This window comes from Mesorhizobium sp. L-8-3, from assembly GCF_016756615.1.
In the GTDB taxonomy this organism is placed as follows: domain Bacteria; phylum Pseudomonadota; class Alphaproteobacteria; order Rhizobiales; family Rhizobiaceae.
On the sequence record NZ_AP023262.1, the window covers coordinates 3,405,074 to 3,420,891 of the forward strand.

Annotated in this window: 16 protein-coding genes; 5 read left to right on the forward strand and 11 right to left on the reverse strand. The window is 63.9% G+C overall.

The genetic code is table 11. The features are described from left to right. Positions 1 to 5: 5 nt before the first annotated feature. The gene (locus tag JN302_RS15880) at positions 6 to 626 is read right to left on the reverse strand and encodes a TetR/AcrR family transcriptional regulator (protein WP_202333525.1); all 621 of its coding nucleotides are present in this window, start codon (positions 624 to 626) and stop codon (positions 6 to 8) included. 214 nt (positions 627 to 840) lie between these two features. Here JN302_RS15880 and JN302_RS15885 point away from each other — a divergent pair, with 214 nt between their 5' ends. The 4 genes from JN302_RS15885 to JN302_RS15900 are packed head-to-tail and all read left to right on the forward strand — an operon-like array spanning position 841 to position 4,883. Next, positions 841 to 1,872, forward strand: coding sequence for a TRAP transporter substrate-binding protein (locus tag JN302_RS15885; RefSeq protein WP_202333526.1), 1,032 nt, complete (start codon positions 841 to 843; stop codon positions 1,870 to 1,872). 49 nt (positions 1,873 to 1,921) lie between these two features. Beyond that, positions 1,922 to 2,494: a TRAP transporter small permease gene (locus JN302_RS15890; RefSeq protein ID WP_202313361.1), complete on the forward strand. Its 573-nt coding sequence runs from the start codon at positions 1,922 to 1,924 to the stop codon at positions 2,492 to 2,494. Continuing rightward, on the forward strand, positions 2,491 to 3,807 hold the full coding sequence (locus JN302_RS15895) for a TRAP transporter large permease (RefSeq protein ID WP_202333527.1): 1,317 nt from the start codon (positions 2,491 to 2,493) through the stop codon (positions 3,805 to 3,807). Before JN302_RS15890 ends, JN302_RS15895 begins: the two co-directional genes overlap by 4 nt. A 47-nt stretch (positions 3,808 to 3,854) precedes the next feature. Further along, the gene (locus JN302_RS15900) at positions 3,855 to 4,883 is read left to right on the forward strand and encodes a DUF7064 domain-containing protein (protein WP_202333528.1); all 1,029 of its coding nucleotides are present in this window, start codon (positions 3,855 to 3,857) and stop codon (positions 4,881 to 4,883) included. Between the two features lie 133 nt (positions 4,884 to 5,016). Here JN302_RS15900 and JN302_RS15905 read toward each other — a convergent pair whose 3' ends face one another. The 9 genes from JN302_RS15905 to JN302_RS15945 form a co-directional block, all read right to left on the reverse strand. Beyond that, positions 5,017 to 5,823 (reverse strand): SDR family NAD(P)-dependent oxidoreductase, encoded by an 807-nt coding sequence (locus tag JN302_RS15905; protein WP_202313364.1) that lies wholly within the window; start codon positions 5,821 to 5,823, stop codon positions 5,017 to 5,019. Next, positions 5,823 to 6,632, reverse strand: coding sequence for an SDR family NAD(P)-dependent oxidoreductase (locus JN302_RS15910; RefSeq protein ID WP_202333529.1), 810 nt, complete (start codon positions 6,630 to 6,632; stop codon positions 5,823 to 5,825). The genes JN302_RS15905 and JN302_RS15910 overlap by 1 nt, the downstream gene beginning before the upstream one ends. Positions 6,633 to 6,640: 8 nt before the next feature. Beyond that, positions 6,641 to 7,303, reverse strand: a complete 663-nt coding sequence (locus JN302_RS15915; protein ID WP_202333530.1) for a nitroreductase — start codon at positions 7,301 to 7,303, stop codon at positions 6,641 to 6,643. A 17-nt stretch (positions 7,304 to 7,320) separates the two neighbouring features. Next, positions 7,321 to 8,370, reverse strand: coding sequence for a phosphotransferase family protein (locus JN302_RS15920; RefSeq protein ID WP_244846398.1), 1,050 nt, complete (start codon positions 8,368 to 8,370; stop codon positions 7,321 to 7,323). Further along, positions 8,367 to 9,608, reverse strand: coding sequence for an acyl-CoA dehydrogenase family protein (locus JN302_RS15925; protein WP_202333531.1), 1,242 nt, complete (start codon positions 9,606 to 9,608; stop codon positions 8,367 to 8,369). Before JN302_RS15925 ends, JN302_RS15920 begins: the two co-directional genes overlap by 4 nt. Before the next feature lie 40 nt (positions 9,609 to 9,648). Continuing rightward, positions 9,649 to 11,286: an AMP-binding protein gene (locus JN302_RS15930; protein WP_202333532.1), complete on the reverse strand. Its 1,638-nt coding sequence runs from the start codon at positions 11,284 to 11,286 to the stop codon at positions 9,649 to 9,651. Between the two features lie 124 nt (positions 11,287 to 11,410). Continuing rightward, positions 11,411 to 12,469 carry an MDR family NADP-dependent oxidoreductase gene (locus JN302_RS15935; RefSeq protein ID WP_202333533.1) on the reverse strand — a complete coding sequence of 353 codons (1,059 nt, stop codon included), beginning with the start codon at positions 12,467 to 12,469 and terminating at the stop codon, positions 11,411 to 11,413. Then, entirely contained in the window at positions 12,457 to 12,948 is a 492-nt protein-coding gene (locus JN302_RS15940) for a VOC family protein (RefSeq protein WP_202333541.1), read from the reverse strand. Before JN302_RS15940 ends, JN302_RS15935 begins: the two co-directional genes overlap by 13 nt. Further along, positions 12,948 to 13,736 carry an SDR family NAD(P)-dependent oxidoreductase gene (locus JN302_RS15945; protein WP_202313376.1) on the reverse strand — a complete coding sequence of 263 codons (789 nt, stop codon included), beginning with the start codon at positions 13,734 to 13,736 and terminating at the stop codon, positions 12,948 to 12,950. Before JN302_RS15945 ends, JN302_RS15940 begins: the two co-directional genes overlap by 1 nt. Before the next feature lie 94 nt (positions 13,737 to 13,830). Here JN302_RS15945 and JN302_RS15950 point away from each other — a divergent pair, with 94 nt between their 5' ends. Continuing rightward, positions 13,831 to 14,241, forward strand: a complete 411-nt coding sequence (locus JN302_RS15950; RefSeq protein WP_202313378.1) for a VOC family protein — start codon at positions 13,831 to 13,833, stop codon at positions 14,239 to 14,241. Between the two features lie 208 nt (positions 14,242 to 14,449). On the opposite strand, the gene JN302_RS15955 is transcribed toward JN302_RS15950, so the two are convergent. Beyond that, positions 14,450 to 15,778, reverse strand: coding sequence for a dicarboxylate/amino acid:cation symporter (locus JN302_RS15955; protein ID WP_274609084.1), 1,329 nt, complete (start codon positions 15,776 to 15,778; stop codon positions 14,450 to 14,452). Positions 15,779 to 15,818: the final 40 nt, after the last annotated feature.

The window sequence follows — 15,818 nt, forward strand, 5'->3', positions numbered from 1 at the left end:
TATCATCATGCCATTGCGCGAATCAGAGTCCAGATATCGGTGAAATAGCGCTCCACCGTCACCGGTTCCTCGAATGCGGGATCCAACAGCATGGTACGGATGCGGGGGTTGGAGATGACCAGCGAAATGGCACAGGCGGCCACGGTGGAGGCCTTGTAGCCCCGGAACATGCCGTAAAGCTGCATCTCCGCGATCTTTTCCTCGATGGTCGCGGAAATTTCATAGTAGAAGACGCGTATCGCTTCCGCGAGATGCGGCAATCGCACCGTCTCTCCGAGATAGGCGCGCAGGAGCGCGGCGTTCTTCTTGTTGGAACCACGCTCCCAAAGCTTGCGGATCAATGCTTCCAGATCCTCCCAGCAACGCTCTTGCCGCACCTGGAGGGCACGAAGCTGAGGCGAATACGTTTCCATGTCGCGTATTGCCACCGCCACGAGCAGGTCGTCCTTGGTCTTGAAACGGGCGACGATGCTCCGTCGCGTTACTCCGCAACCCTGGGCGAGATCATGTATCGTAGTGCCCTGAAAGCCGCGTTCCACGAAGGACCGTTCGGCGGCGTCGAGTATCAGTTCGGTCAACTCGGCCGACTTCTGCTGGGTTGGACGCCCGGATTTCCTGTTCGTCATCGTCCCGTTCCGAAAATTGCCTGTGTCGTTCTGAGCGGCTTAGGCCGAAACCTATGCGCAATCGGTCGGATTTTCACCACCGCTCCTGCCGTGGAAACCTCAAACCGTCAGATTGGAAAGCGACCATACGATACGCATGTGTATTTATTGTTGACAAAGCTTCGTATAAATGGCTCTTTTATGTGCCATTAAGTCGATTTGGGAGGATCGTCAATTGAAAGCCCTTCGCCGTCTCGTCATATCCGCACTGCTCAGCCTGGGAGCAGCCGGAGCGTCCCAGGCGCAGGAAATCACCCTGCGCTTCCATTCGTTCATCCACGCCACCTCGTACCAGCAGATCAAATTCTTCGAGCCCTGGTGCGAGAAGATCAAGGAGCAGTCGGCCGGTCGCATGGTCTGCCAGATCTATCCGTCGATGCAACTCGGAGGATCGCCTGCCGAGCTCTTCAACCAGGCGAGGGACGGCATCGTCGACATCGTCTACGGGAACCCGGGCTATAGTCCCGGCTCCTACCTTGCCGCCGAGGTTTTCGAACTGCCCTTCATGCTGAACGACGTGCATAACGCATCACGGGCGATGTGGGATGTCCTGGGAGATAATCCCGGGCCGGAATTCGAAGGCCTGCGTCTCATCGCGATCGCGCCGTCGGATTTTCCGATCATCCAGACCACCAGCAAGCCGATCCGGACCGTGGACGACCTTCAGGGCGTGAAGCTGCGCTCGGCCGGCCGCTACGGTGCGAAGGTCCTTGAAGCGCTGGGCGCGCTGCCCATCCAGATGCCGGCCGGAGAGATCGTCGATTCGCTCAATCGTGGAGTCATCGACGGCGCCTACCTTCCTTGGAGCGCGGTTGGCCTGCTCAAGCTGAACGAAACAATGAAGCACTTCACCGATTTCGGCGACAAGCAACAGCGCATGTATACCTCGGTGCAGATCGTGGCGATGAGCCAGGCGACCTATGACCGGCTGTCGGATGACCTGAAGAAGGTGATCGACGACAATCGTGGAGTGGAACCGTCGGTGCAGTTCGGCGACGCCTTCGAGAGCACCGCCGTGGCGGACAAGAAGGCCTTCGCGGAGGAGGGCGCCGACATCCACGTTCTCTCGGATTCCGAATATGAGCGCTGGCGCAAGGCGGCGGAACCGATCACCGATGAGTGGGTGGCGGACGCGAACAAGAAGGGCCTCGATGGCGGCAAGCTGCTCGAGCAAGCGCGCCAGGCGATCGCGAAATACGCGAATTGAACGGCTTTCGCGCCGGCAATCCCGGCCTACCGACTTGCGAGAGGCGCAAATGACTTCCCCAGAACATCGAGCCGGCGATGCGACCGCCACGGGCCTCGGCATGCCGGACTTTGGCGACCGGGTGGGCCGCGGTTTGGCCTGGGCGGCGATGATCCTGGCCATCGTCGGGGTCCTCATCATCGCGGCCCTTGCCTGCATGCTGTGTGTCACCATCGTCGCAAGGAAGCTGTTCGGCTGGCAGGTGACGGGCGATCATGAACTCGTGCAGATCCTCGCCGCGGTCTCCATGTCCATGCTTTTCCCGTGGTGCCACATCACCGGCGGCAACGTGATCGTCGACCTGCTGACTTCAGGCTTGCCTCACCGGCTCAATGTGAGCCTCGACAGGATCGGGTCGATGTTGCTCGGCGCGGTGGCGCTGCTCCTGGCCTGGAGGACAGGCCTGCTCGCGGAGCAAACCTACCTTCGCGGCTCCTTCACGCCCTTGCTGGCCGTGCCGGTATGGCTGCCGCAGGCGCTGATGGTTCCCGGCCTCCTGCTCACGGCGGTGGTCGGCTCCTACCTCGCGCTCAAGCCGAGGGCAATCGAAGAACGCGACAACATTTCGGGTCACGCGCCATGACCGGCGTCGAACTTGGACTTCTCATCATCGCCGGGACCTTCGTCCTCATCCTTCTGCGAGTGCCGATCGCGGTGGCAATGTTCATCGGTGGCGCCAGCGGCTTTGCTTATGCCGTGGGTACCGCGCCGCTTCTGAACTGGATGAAATCCGTCGCCTACAGCCGTCTGGCCAGCTTCGATCTCATCGTGGTGCCGCTGTTCCTGCTGATGGGCCAGTTCGCCACCTATGGCGGGTTGTCCAATTTGCTGTTCCGCTTCGTGAATGCGTTCCTCGGCCACTTCCGCGGCGGCCTGGCGCTAGCGACCGTGGGGGCATGCGCCGGGTTCGGCGCCATTTGCGGCAGTTCCATCGCCACCGCCGCGACCATGGCACAGGTGGCATATCCACAAATGAGCAAGTTCGGCTATTCCGGCCGGCTCTCTACAGGCTCGATTGCCGCAGGCGGCACTCTCGGCATCCTCATCCCGCCATCCGTGCCGCTCGTGGTGTTCGCGATCCTCACCGGCGAGTCGATCGGCAAGCTGTTCGTCGCGGCCATTGGCCCGGCTGCAATCGCCTTTCTGGGCTATCTGCTCGCAGTCCGATATCACGTCCTGCGGGACCCGAAAGCCGGTCCCGCCGGTCCCTGCGCGAACTGGCGGGAAAGGCTGCGCGCCACGATCGCGGTGATCCCCGTCGTCCTGATCTTCGCGGCGGTGGTGGTCAGCATCTATGGTGGCTGGTCCAGCCCGACGGAAGCCTCTGCGGTGGGTGCCGTCGCGACCTTTCTGCTTGCGCTGGCGCATGGACTGAACCGCAAGGGCTTTCTCCTCAGTCTTCTCGGCACCGCTCAATCGACCGCGATGATCTTTCTCATCCTCATCGGCGCCGACATGCTGAATTCGGCCCTGGCCTTCACCAATATGACCAACGGCATAACCCAGTGGATCACGCAGAGCGGTTTCGCTCCCCTGCTGGTCGTGGCGGTGATCATGCTGATCTACATCGCGCTCGGCTGCGTCATGGAGTCCATGTCCATGATCGTGCTGACGGTTCCGATCTTCTATCCGATGATCATGCAGTTCGACCTGTGGGGCATGGCGCCCCAGGACAAATCGATCTGGTTCGGCGTGATGGCGCTGATGGTGGTCGAGATCGGCCTCATCACACCGCCGGTCGGGCTGAACGCCTTCGTCGTCAACAGGATCGCGCGGAACGTGCCGCTCGCGGACACTTTCCGTGGGCTGGTGCCGTTTCTCACATCCGATCTGGCCCGCGTCGCGATCCTGTTCTTCTTCCCGCAAGTGGCGCTCTTCCTCGTCCACGCCCTGTAAGCCCGGCCCCGACGGCGGGACCGAACTTGTCCAAGAAAGGTGATGAAATGATCAGTGCTAAGGATTCTGCCTACCACCCAAACGACCCCACGGAATGGCGGTGGACGGAAACCACGCCGCTGATCTTCTCCGTTCCGGAGGCCCGCGTTCTGGGCAATCTCTATGTCGCTTCCCGGCCGAACCTGGGTGTTGCGTTATCGTCGATCGCGATAGGGCAGGGGATCTGCCGCCAGGCATATGAGATCGATTTTTCGGATGCGCAGATGCATCTTCCGGCGCCGAAGGTTTTCACGGGCTACGAACTGGAGAACGGGCTGCGTGTCGACGTCACCGATGCGCCGCACGAATACCGCTTCCGCTATGCCTACAAGGGTGGTGACGAGTGCTCTCTCGACCTGACCTTCCGAGGGATACACCGTCCGTTCGACTGCGAGGACCCCGCTGAGAACCCGCTTCTCGAAAAGCCGGAAGGCCACGCCTACGACTCCCGCCTGGGCGACCAGTGGGGCAATCGTTCCGCCGGCGCGACCCATCCTTCCGGACATTTCAACACGCTTGGGCGCACGACCGGCGAGCTCATCCTTCGCGGCAAGCGTTACGACGTGGACTGCTACGACTGCATGGACCACAGCTGGAGCCGCCGTACCGAGGTGAGCCGCCGCGCGGTGGCCTATCTCAGCGCCTGCTTCGGTCCGGACTACGGGTTGCATATGGCCGTGCCGCTGGACCTCGTCGACGGCGAAACGGTCTATGAGCAGTTGCGCTTCGGCTTCGTCGTGGACAACGGCGAGACGTTCGGTCTAATCAGCGCTGAAATCGGCGGCAGCACCACCGACATGCTGCCCATGGCCTGCTGGGTCAGCGCGACTGACGTGCGCGGCAAGGTGCACCGCTTCTCAGGTGCGGCGATCGCCGGTCATCCATACGACAACTTCAACCCTTCGCACATCGCTTTCCAGTGCCTCATGCGCTGGCAGACCGAGGATGGCCGCGTGGGCCATAGCGAGCTCGCGAACATATTCGGCCGCGAGTTCCTGCATGCGCGGTTGTCCCGGTCCGCCCGCCTTGCGGCCTGATCGTGTGGAGTGACGTCGGCGCATGGTACGACGGCCGAGCGGCCCCGGTGGGTCGTATCGGCGACCGATCTCGCATGGTTCCTTGGGGAGGCGAAGATCATCCGGTCGAGCCGACCGGCCTGCCGGACAGTCATCAGTTCGGGTGCAGCACCGCGCCGCCGCAGACGGAGATCACCTGGCCGGTGACGTAGCCGGAAAGATCGGTCGTCAGGAACTCCAGTACATTGGCGAGGTCTTCCGTGCGGCCGAAGCGCTTCAGCGCGATCGCCTCGATCTGCTGCGGCGTTCCCACGCCCATCGCCGGGTCGAGGCGCTTCAATCGCTCGGTCTCCACGATCCCCGGCGCGATCGCGTTGACCCGGATGCCGTGGGGGCCGAGTTCGGCGGCGAGGGTACGCGTGAGATAGGCCACCCCCGCCTTGGCAGCGCCGTAGACCGCGAGGTTGCCACCCTCGAGCAGCGAGATGCCGGTCTGCGAGGAGATGTTGACGATGACGCCGCCGCGCTGCGCCTTCATCGTCGGCGCGACCGCGGCACAGCAGAGCTGGGTCGATTTCAGATTGACGCCGATCAGATAGTCGAACGCCTCTGATGTCGTCTCGGTCGCCAGCGTGCCGCTTCCGCGCGCCACCGCCACGCCAGCATTGTTCACGAGGATGTCGATCCGCCCGAAAACCTCCAGCGTGCGGTCGACAAGGCCGCGAACCGCCGAGGGGTCGCGCATGTCGCCTTCGAAATCGAGCGCCTTCACTCCGAACGCCTCTGCTTCGGCCATGACGCTTTCGGCGGTCAGCTTTTCGCCGATCCGCGCGGCGGCCCCCAGGTTGAGGTCGGAGATCACGACGTTGGCGCCGAGCTTCGCCAGCCTCAGCGCATAGGCCCGCCCCAGCCCGCGCGCGGCACCGGTGACGATGGCGACCTTTCCGGAGAGCGCGCCCATCAGTTCGGCGTCAGGACCGCGCCGCCATCGGCGCAGATCACCTGTCCCGTGACATATTGCGAAAGGTCGGTGACGAGGAACTCCAGCACGCCGGCGCAGTCGTCCACTGTGCCGAGCCGCCGCAACGGCAGGCCCTGCGCCTGGGTGTCGGTGCCGATGCCACGCGCCGCAGCCTGGGCGGCCACCCGCGCCGTCATGATGATGCCGGGCGCGATGGCGTTGACCCTTATCCCGTGAGGGCCGAGCTCCGATGCGAGATTTCGGGTCAATATCGCCACGGCCGCCTTGGCCGCGCCGTAGACCGCCAGCAGGCCGCCCGGCAGGATGGAGACGCCGGTCTGGGACGTCACGTTCACGATGACGCCCGCCCCTTGCTCCTTCATGATCGGCGCCGCTGCCTGGCAGCACAGCAGAGCAGAGCGCAGATTGGCGTCCATCAGCAGGTCGTAGTCCGCCTGGCTCGTCTGCGTGGCCAGCGGGCCGCTGTCACGCGCGATTGCGCCGCCGGCATTGTTGACAAGGATGTCCACGCGCCCGAACGCGCGCATCGTCTCGGCGAAGACGCGCTCGACATCCTGCGGCTTCGAAAGATCTGCCTGGACGCCGATCGAGCGCCGGCCCATCGCTTCGATTTCCGCCGGCACGCCATCGGCCGACAGGCGTTCATTCCAGTCGCGCGCGCCATCGAGGTTCAGGTCGGCGACGGTCACGTCGGCTCCCAGTTCCGCCAGCCGGAGCGCATAGGCGTGTCCGAGGCCGCGTGCAGCGCCGGTGACGACCGCGACCTTGCCTTCGAGGGGATGGATCATGGGTAAGCTCATCGATGAAAAATGACGGAATCCGCGAGCGACACGCGGCCGACGCGAGCCGCGTTGGCCGGCGCCAAGACGTCCTCGTAGCCGAAGGAGATGCCGTAGAGGATCCTGTTGGATGCATCGAGACCGAGATGGTCGCGGATGATCGACGGGTAGAGGCTGAGCGCGCCTTGCGCGCAACTCGCTATGCCACGCGATGTGAAGGCCAGCATCAGCGTTTGCGCGTAGATGCCGAGATCGACGGCCTCGCGCTCCTCGAATTCGCCGAACATGAAGACGAACACGGCATGCGGCGCGCCGAAGAATTCGAGATTGCGACGATAGGCCCAGTCGCGGCGCGGCCGGTCGTGTCGTTCGATCCCCATGGCACCGTAGAGCTGCACGGCGGCATCGACCTGCCGTTCGCGGTAAGCGCCCGCAAATTTGCGATCGGCGGTGAAGTCGGGGTCCGGCGCCACGCCGGCGTTGGCGGCCTCCACCATCTTCCGGCCGAGTGCGCTCAGGCTGTCGCCCGAGACGACGTGGGAGATCCAGGGCTGGATGTTGCAATTCGACGGAGCCGTCTGCGCGAGCTCGAACACCTCGCGGATCGTCGCGGCTGGAACCTCCCGCGTCAGGAAGCCCCGGACCGAACGGCGTCCGGCTATGGCTTGGTCCAGCGTCATGGTCGATCCCTCCGCCATCAGAGCCCGCCGCGCTCCGCGATTCTCATGCCCCGCCCGGCGTAGGCATGCGCCAGGAACCGTCCGACGCGCGCCGAATCCGGCAGGGTGCTGTTGCCCAGTTCGCCGCGCACGGCAACGCCGGCGCTCCCGACCGCGCCGCGGAACATGGCAAAGACGCGATGGAAATCGGTCAGCCGCTCCGTGCTGCCCGCATGCGCGTAATAGCGCTCGAGATAATCTTCCTCGGAAGGGATCCCCAGTGCGATCGCATCCTCGCCCATGATCCCGCCATTCTCGTCGGGAGCCATGTTCCAGGCCTGGGTGTTGAAGGCCACATCCACCAGCGGATGGCCGAGCGTCGACAACTCCCAGTCGAGGACCCCGACAACCCTCGGCTCGGTCGGATGGAACATCATGTTGCCGATCCGGAAGTCACCGTGGCACAGCGCGATGAGTTCGCTCGCAGGAACGCGCTTCTGCAGCCAGGCGATCATCCGGTCGAGGTCGGGATTGTCGTCGTCGCTCTTGCGGTATTGCGACCAGAGCTGCGACCAGCGGCTGATCTGGCGTTCGAAATAGTTGCCCGGCCGGCCGTAGTCCGCAAGGCCCAAGGCGGAGAAATCCAGCCGATGGATCTTCGCCATGGTTTCGCACATCGAGGCATAGGCCCGCGACCGATCCGGCGCCGACAGGCCGGGCATGGCGTAGGCGGTGTAGACACGGCCCTCCAGCCACTCCATCAGGTAGAACGGCGTGCCGAGCAGGTCCGGGTCCGCGTGGTAGTGGTAAGCCTCGGGCACCGCGACGTCGGACGCGGCCAGGGCCTTTAACACCCGGAACTCGCGATCGATCGCATGGGCCGACTTCGCGAGTTGCATCCTCGGCTGCTTGCGCAACACGGCGCGCCACCCGTCGGCGTCGACGAAATAGGTCGGGTTCGACATGCCGCCTTCGGTCGCGCGGATCTCGAGCGAGGCGATGCTCCGGCCGAGATGATCCGCCAGGAACTCTCTGAGGGCCTCGGGATCGAAGTCGGGTCCGAGATCGGCGGCCGGACGAGCGTTCACTGGTCCTGCCTGCCGAATCCGAACAGCGAATGGGCGATGCGGCGCTTCTGCACTTCCTCGGAGCCTTCAGTGATCTTGTAGCGTCGGTGGTGGCGGTAGATGTGCTCGAAAGGCATGTGGCGCGAATAGCCGAGCCCGCCATGCACCTGGATGGCGAAGTCGGCCGCGCGACAGACCAGATCATTGGCCTTGTAGTTGCAGATCGAAACCTCGTGCGAAATCCCGGCCGGGTCCTGACGGTCCATCTTCCAGGCCGTGCGGAATATGTAGTTCCGTACGATCTCGCACTCGGCATAGAGTTCGGTGAGCGGGAACTGGATCGCCTGTCGAGTGGACAGCGGTTCGCCGAACAGCACACGCTGCCTGGCGTATTTGACCGCCTGCGTGATGCAGTAGCGCGCCGCGCCGGCACTTGCCGCGGCCTGGCGGATGCGGTTTTCGTGGATGAACATCATTGCGATCTTCAGCCCTTCGCCCTCCTTGTGGAGAATGGCGGAGTGGGGCACCCGGACATCCTTCAGCTCGACCTCCGAATGGTCGGTCGGCATGTTGAAGGTCCAGTGGTTCATCACAATCCGATGGCCAGGCGTGTTGGTGGGCACGATGAAGGCCGTGATGCCCTTGGACTCGCCATCGGCGCCGCTGGTGCGCGCGAAGACGAGGTTGGCCTCGGCGCGTCCGACCTGGGAATTCCAGCGCTTGCGGCCGTTGATCACCCAGTGATCGCCGTCGCGGACCGCGCGTGTCTCCAGCCAGGTGGCGTCGGAGCCATGGTTGGGTTCGGTCAGCGCGAAGCTGAGGTGCCGCTTGCCTGTGATGATGCCCTCGACATAGACCTTCTGTTCCTCGCTGCCGTAGCGTGCGATCGCCGGCACGATCGGGAAGTTGCCGACGACAGAGGATTCGTCCTGCAGATCGTTGTGAAGCCCGAGGCCCTTGGCCGCCAGATGCTCGCGGATCGCCGCGTTCATGAGGTTGCCGGCGGCCTGGCCACCGCAGCTTTCAGGCAGGCAGAGCCTCAGATGGCCCGCTCTGTCGGCGCGTCGTTCCATCTCCGAGATCAGCGCGCGCCATTCATCCGAGGGGCGCCCATCCTCCTCCCAGTTCGTCCGCGCCCATTCGCGCCGATGGTCGAAGAACTTCATGTTCTCCGCCTCCAAAGGCTTGATCTCGGCTTCGATGAAGGCGTCAAGCTCCGCAAGCTTGGCGACGATATTCTGCGGCAGGTCGAAATCCATGGATCGAACCCCTGAAAGGTCGGTGATGTGGCGTGGGCCGTCAGGCGTCTGAGTGCCTGGCGGCCTTCTCGCGCAGGACGAACTTCTGGATCTTCCCGGATGCCGTGCGCGGCATGGCGTCGACGATCTCGACGGCTTCCGGCCAATACTGCTTGGCTGCGCCGCTCTGGCCCATCCACTCGCGCAATTCGTCCATGGAGAACCCGCTGCTGTCCTTGAGGACAAGGAATGCACAGCCCCGCTCTCCCATGCGGCTGTCGGGGTAGCCGACCACGGCGGCATCCGCGACACGCGGATGGCGATAGAGGATCGCCTCGATCTCCACGACCGGCACATTCTCGCCGCCACGGATGATGATGTCCTTGGTGCGGCCATCGATCCGAATGTAGCCTTCCTCGTCCATATAGGCGAGGTCGCCCGTGTCGAACCAGCCTTCCGGGCCGCGACCGTCGAGACCCGGCTTCTTGTAGTAGCCGATGAACTGCTGTGCTCCGCGGAAATAGAGCCGGCCGGTCTTGCCCGCCGGCATCGGGTTGAGCTTCTCGTCGGCGATGAGCACCTCGACGCCGTCCACCGGGCGGCCGTCGCTCGACACAGACTTGACCGCCGCGCGATCCGGCTCCGTGAGCGATCCGCCAAGGCTCTCGGTCATGCCCCAGCACGAGGAGACGTCGAGACCCATCTGCCTTTTTGCGTTCTCGATGAACACGGGAGGGATCGGCGCGCCGGCACACAGGAAGGTCGTGAGCCGGGGCTTGTCGGCACCCTCTTCGATGAGACGGCAGATGTCGGCCAGGAACGGCGTTGCCGCGGCCATGTGGGTCACGCCTTCGCGTGCCATTATCGCGACGCCTGCCTTTGGCTCCCAGACATCCGGGAAAACGACTGTGCTGCCGTAATAGAGCGCCTGGACCATCACGGCCGCATAGCCGGTCATGTGGCCGAACGGCGTCGAGCCGAAATGCACGTCGTCCGCATCGAGGGCGAGGCGCGTTCCGAGCGCCTTCGCGCAGGCGATCAGCGTGTTGAAAGAGTGCATCACGCCCTTCGGCTCGCCCGTGGTACCGGAGGTGTACATCAGCACCGCCATCGCGTCGGTCGCCGACGGCGTGCCTTCTGCGGCAGAGACCGGCGAAGCGCCGGAGTTCATGACGAGCTTGTCGAAGGAACGCTTGTCGTCACCGTCGACGACGATGATGTATTGCAGCTTCGGCAGGTCCGGCTTCAACCCGTCGAGCATGACCTCGAAATCGTGGCCGCGGAAGACCTTGGGAATGATGATCGCCTTCGTGTCGGCAAATCCGAGCATGAAGCGCAATTCTCGTTCCCTGAAGATGTGCATCAGCGGGTTGCCCACGGCGCCGATGCGCGCCAGGGCATAGGCCGTCACCACGAACTCCCACCAGTTGGGCAGCATCATCGCCACGACATCGCCCTTGCCGATCCCCATCGCCCTGAAGGCGCCGGCGGCTTTGGCGACGGCGTCGCCGAGTTCCCGATAGGTCAGCGTCTTGAAGGGACGATCGAAGCCTTTGTCCACGCGATAGCTGACGATGGCCTTCTTGTCAGGCGCTGCCGCGATCGCGCGCTCCAGAAGGTCATCGAGCGTCTTGTCCTGCCACCAGCCTTGCTCGCGCATCTTCCTGGCATGGGCTGCGAGGTCGAATTGTTCGGCCACGGCCTTCTCCTCCCTGGGCTCGCCTCCGATCCGTTTCCACTTCGGATCGCGAGGTATAGTAATCTAGATTACGATACTAAACCACATTAGATTGATCTGCGTCAAGCGTCGGCGACATTGCGCGCTATGCCGATGCGGCGTGATCGCTCGATATGCGGACGTTGAGCTTGCCGATCTTCCCGGGGCCGCCAGCGCCGATGAGCGCGCCGGGCAGGCCTTCGAACCCGGCGATCTCCGTGGAAGGAGCGACCAGCCGTCCGTCCTGGAGGAGCCGTGCGAGCTGGGCCTCGGCCTCGAGCCGGCGGCAATAGTGATCGAACACCAACAGGAATCGCGGCTTCAGCCCCTCCTGGCGGCAATGTGCGCGCAGCTCGTCCGACATGAAGGAATCGTGCCTTTCCGCCGGAGCGCCCGGACGCGCATCACCATAGGCGGAGAGGTTGCCGAAGTGATACCAGCGCCCGCCGCGGCCCATCAGCGGCAGGACCGCGCGGCTGACATCGCCGCCGACCGCATCGGAATAGAGCTGGACCCTTGACGGGCATGCCGCATGAAGTGCCGCGGCCATATCAGGCGCGCGGTAGTCCACCGCTGCGTCGAGGCCCAGTTCGTCAAGCAGCCAACGGCACTTCTCCGGACCGCCGCCGATGCCGATCACCCGGCAGCCCTTGAGCTTCAGCAATTGGGCGATGAGGGAGCCGCAGGCGCCCGTGGCGCCGGCCACGACCGCCGTCTCACCCGCTTGCGGTCGCAAGACCTCCTCCACGCCGAACCACGCAGTCATGCCGGTGATGCCGAGAACGCCGATGAGATCCGATTCCTTATACCCTTCGCTGCATCGATGCCAATATTCGTGGCGATCGTAGGAGTTGATGACGGCATAGTCCTGCCAGCCGAAATCGCCATGCCAGAGATCGCCCGGCCGGAACCGCGGGTCCGTGCTCTCGACCACCTCGCCGATACCGAAGCCGGCCATGACGTCATCAGGGGCAAGCTGCGGGCGATAGGCCTGCATGGCGAAGTAGAGCCGGTTTGCCGGATCGATCGACACGAGCCGCACGCGAACCAGTGCCTGACCCTGACGGAGCTGGGGAGCAGGCTCATCGCGACGCTCGAAATTCGATGCTGAAAGCTGCCCTTCGAGCATGCGCGCGTAGATCCAGCGACGGTTCAGGGTCGCCATGAGGACGTTCCTTTCTGCTCACAAAACTGGATGAGATTGCCGTCCTGATCGTAGAACAGGAAGGACTTGCCGTTGATGGCCCATGGCCAGACATAGTTGGTCTGCGTCTCGTAGCCGGCCGCGCGGATCCTTTCGAACCAGCCGTCGATATCCTCCACCTGGAAGCCGAGTTCGTGGATGCCGGTATGACGGTATCGGAGGTTCTGCGGCGGCGTTCTCTCGATTTTCGGCACGAGCGGACACTGAAGCTCGATCATGGCCCCGTCGGACGAGGTGAGCAGCGCCATCTCGGAACGGGCGCCCTCGACGCCGAAGATGTCATCCAGCGTTTCCGCCGGCATGCGTGTGCCGGACTGGCCCCTGCGGCCGTCGGGAATGAACCCGCGATGGGTTAGGGTGAAGCCGAGGACGTCGATCCACAGGCGAAGCGCCTCGTCGATATCCGAGACGAAGACGCCCATATGGTGGAAGCGCATCATCAGTAGACGAACTTTCCGGCGGGGTGGGTGGCCGAGATACCGCCGTCGACCGGGATCAACTGGCCGTCGACATAGGCCGCGTCGTCCGAGGCCAGGAACGCGACCACCGCAGCCATGTCGTCGACATGGCCCGGCCGCTGCATGGGCGTCAGCATGCCGAGGCGGTCCTCCTTTCCCGACTTGCGCGCCCAATCGAACATCGGCTTCGTCAGGCCGGTCTCGGTGAGGCCGGGCAGGATCGCATTGACGCGCACTTTCCTGCCCGCGAAGGCGCATGCCGCCGTCATGGTGAGATGGTTCACGCCGGCTTTGGCCGCCCCGTAGGCCTCGGTGCCGCCGCGCGCGCGCAGCGAGCCGGTGGACGAGTTGAGGATGATCGACCCGCCGCCATGCTCGGCCATGTATCTACCTGCAAGCTTGCAGGCGATGAAGGCGGTGACGACATTGTCGCGGAACATGCCTTCCCATTGCTCGGCCGTCTGCTCCAGGAAGGGCTTTACCGAGTCGGTGTTGCCGGCATTGGCAAAGAAGATCTCGAGCCCGCCGAGTTCTGCCGCGCACCGGTCGATCGCGGCCGCGATGCCGGCCTCGTCGCCTGCGTCGGCGACATGATGGATGCACGTCCCGCCCGCCTCGGTCACGAGCGCAACCGTTTCCTTCAGAGGGGCCTCCCGCCGGCCGACCACCATGACGCGGGCGCCCTCCTGCGCGAGCCGCGCGGCGCCGGCGCGGCCGATGCCGCTGCCGCCACCGGTGATGATCGCGCGGCGTCCATCGAGACGACCCATGCGCTCCTCCCTTTGCGTTTCATGTGTCGCGCGCATTGTAAAGTACGCAAGATGAAAGTAAACTAGCTATCTGTTTTTGAGGAGGAGAAATGCGGTGACTGGAAAGCTCGACCACATCGGCATCTTCGTCGAGAGCCTCGACAAGGCGCTTCCATTCTACGAGGCGCTCATCGGGCAGGGGGCTCCCATCATCAAGGAGGTACCCGAACTCGGGCTCCGGCTCGCGTTCTTCCACAAACAAGGCGGCCTGCCCATCGAACTCGTCGAGGCGACCGGCAAGAGCGAGATGAAGAACGGGGACGTCGTGGTCGCGCTCGAGGTCGAGGACCTGGAAGCCGAGATCGCGCGGCTGAAGGCGGCAGGCATCAAGGCCCATCACCAGAAGCCTACGGAGAACCTGCCGCTGCATCGGGGCTGGATCACCAAGGGCGACGGCCACGGCACGATCGTCGAACTGTGCCCGAAAGGCGAGGTGGCGCGCTTCGTGTTCGACGAGGGCCGATAGAGCTTTTCCGCCTTTCTTCGAATCCTTCGAATCGGAGAAATGCTAACTCTTTGTTTTTCACGCAATTCCGGACGCAAAACCGCTGCGCGCATTGCTGGAATTGCTCTAGCGCCTGTGGCTTCCCGGTTTCCGCGCGGTTCACGAAAAGCTGCAAGATCAACCCCGCGGGCGGGGTTGATCCGTCTGGGACGCAACCGAACGGGTCTGTCTACTCTGCCGGCTGCAAGGCGGGTGTTTCCACCGGCGTTTGCCCGCCGCCCCCGAGCGCGTCGTTCAGCTTCGCCAGGTCGAGTTCGTTTTCCCACCGGGCGACGACGATCGTCGCGACGGCATTGCCGATGAAGTTCGTGAGCGCCCGGCATTCCGACATGAAGCGGTCGATGCCGAGGATGAGAGCCATGCCGGCGACAGGCACGGAGGGAACCACCGAGAGCGTCGCGGCCAGCGTGATGAAGCCGGCGCCGGTGATGCCGGCGGCTCCCTTGGAGCTCAGCATCGCGACGAGCAGGAGCAGCAGCTGGTCGCCCAGAGACAGCGGAATGTCGACCGCCTGCGCGATGAAGAGCGCGGCGAGGGTCATATAGATGTTGGTGCCGTCGAGATTGAACGAATAGCCCGTCGGAATGACGAGGCCGACGACCGAGCGCTTGCAGCCGGCCCGTTCCATCTTTTGCATCAGCGCCGGCAGTGCCGCCTCGGACGACGAGGTGCCGAGCACGAGGAGCAACTCCTCTTTGATGTAGCGGATGAGCGCCAGGATCGAGAAGCCGTTGTATCTGGCGACCGCGCCCAGAACCACGAAGACGAACAGGAATGCGGTGATGTAGAAGGTGGCGATCAGGAAGGCGAGGTTGGCCACCGAGCCGATGCCATATTTGCCGATGGTGAAGGCCATGGCGCCGAATGCGCCGATGGGCGCGGCCTTCATCAGTATGGCGACCAGCCGGAAGATCGGGGTCGTCAGCGCCTGCAGGAAATCGACGACCGGTTTTGCCTGCTCGCCGACCATGCCGAGCGCGATGCCGAAAAGGACCGAAAGGAACAGGACCTGCAAGATGTCGCCTTCGGCGAACGCGCCGACCATGGTCTGCGGGATGATATTCATCAGGAAGCCGGTGATGGTCGATTCATGCGCCTTGGTCGCATAGGTCGCGACGGCGTCGGCATCGAGCGAGGCGGGATCGATATGCATGCCCGCGCCCGGCTGGATGACGTTGGCGACCACCAGGCCGACGGCGAGCGCGAGCGTGGAGAAGGTCAGGAAATAGAGCATGGCCTTGCCGGCCACGCGCCCGACCTTCTTGAGATCGGACATTCCGGCGATGCCGGTCGCGACCGTCAGGAAGATCACCGGGGCGATGATCATCTTGACGAGCTTGATGAACGCGTCGCCGAGCGGTTTGAGGCCGGCGCCGAAATCGGGATAATAATGGCCGACGAGCATGCCGGCGACGATGGCCACGATCACCTGGACATAGAGGTGACGATAGAACGGCAGGGGGGCACGCGTTTGCGTGACGGCAGGCGAGATGTGCACGGCTTCCTCCTTTCGCACCCCGACCGGAAACCGGCTCTTC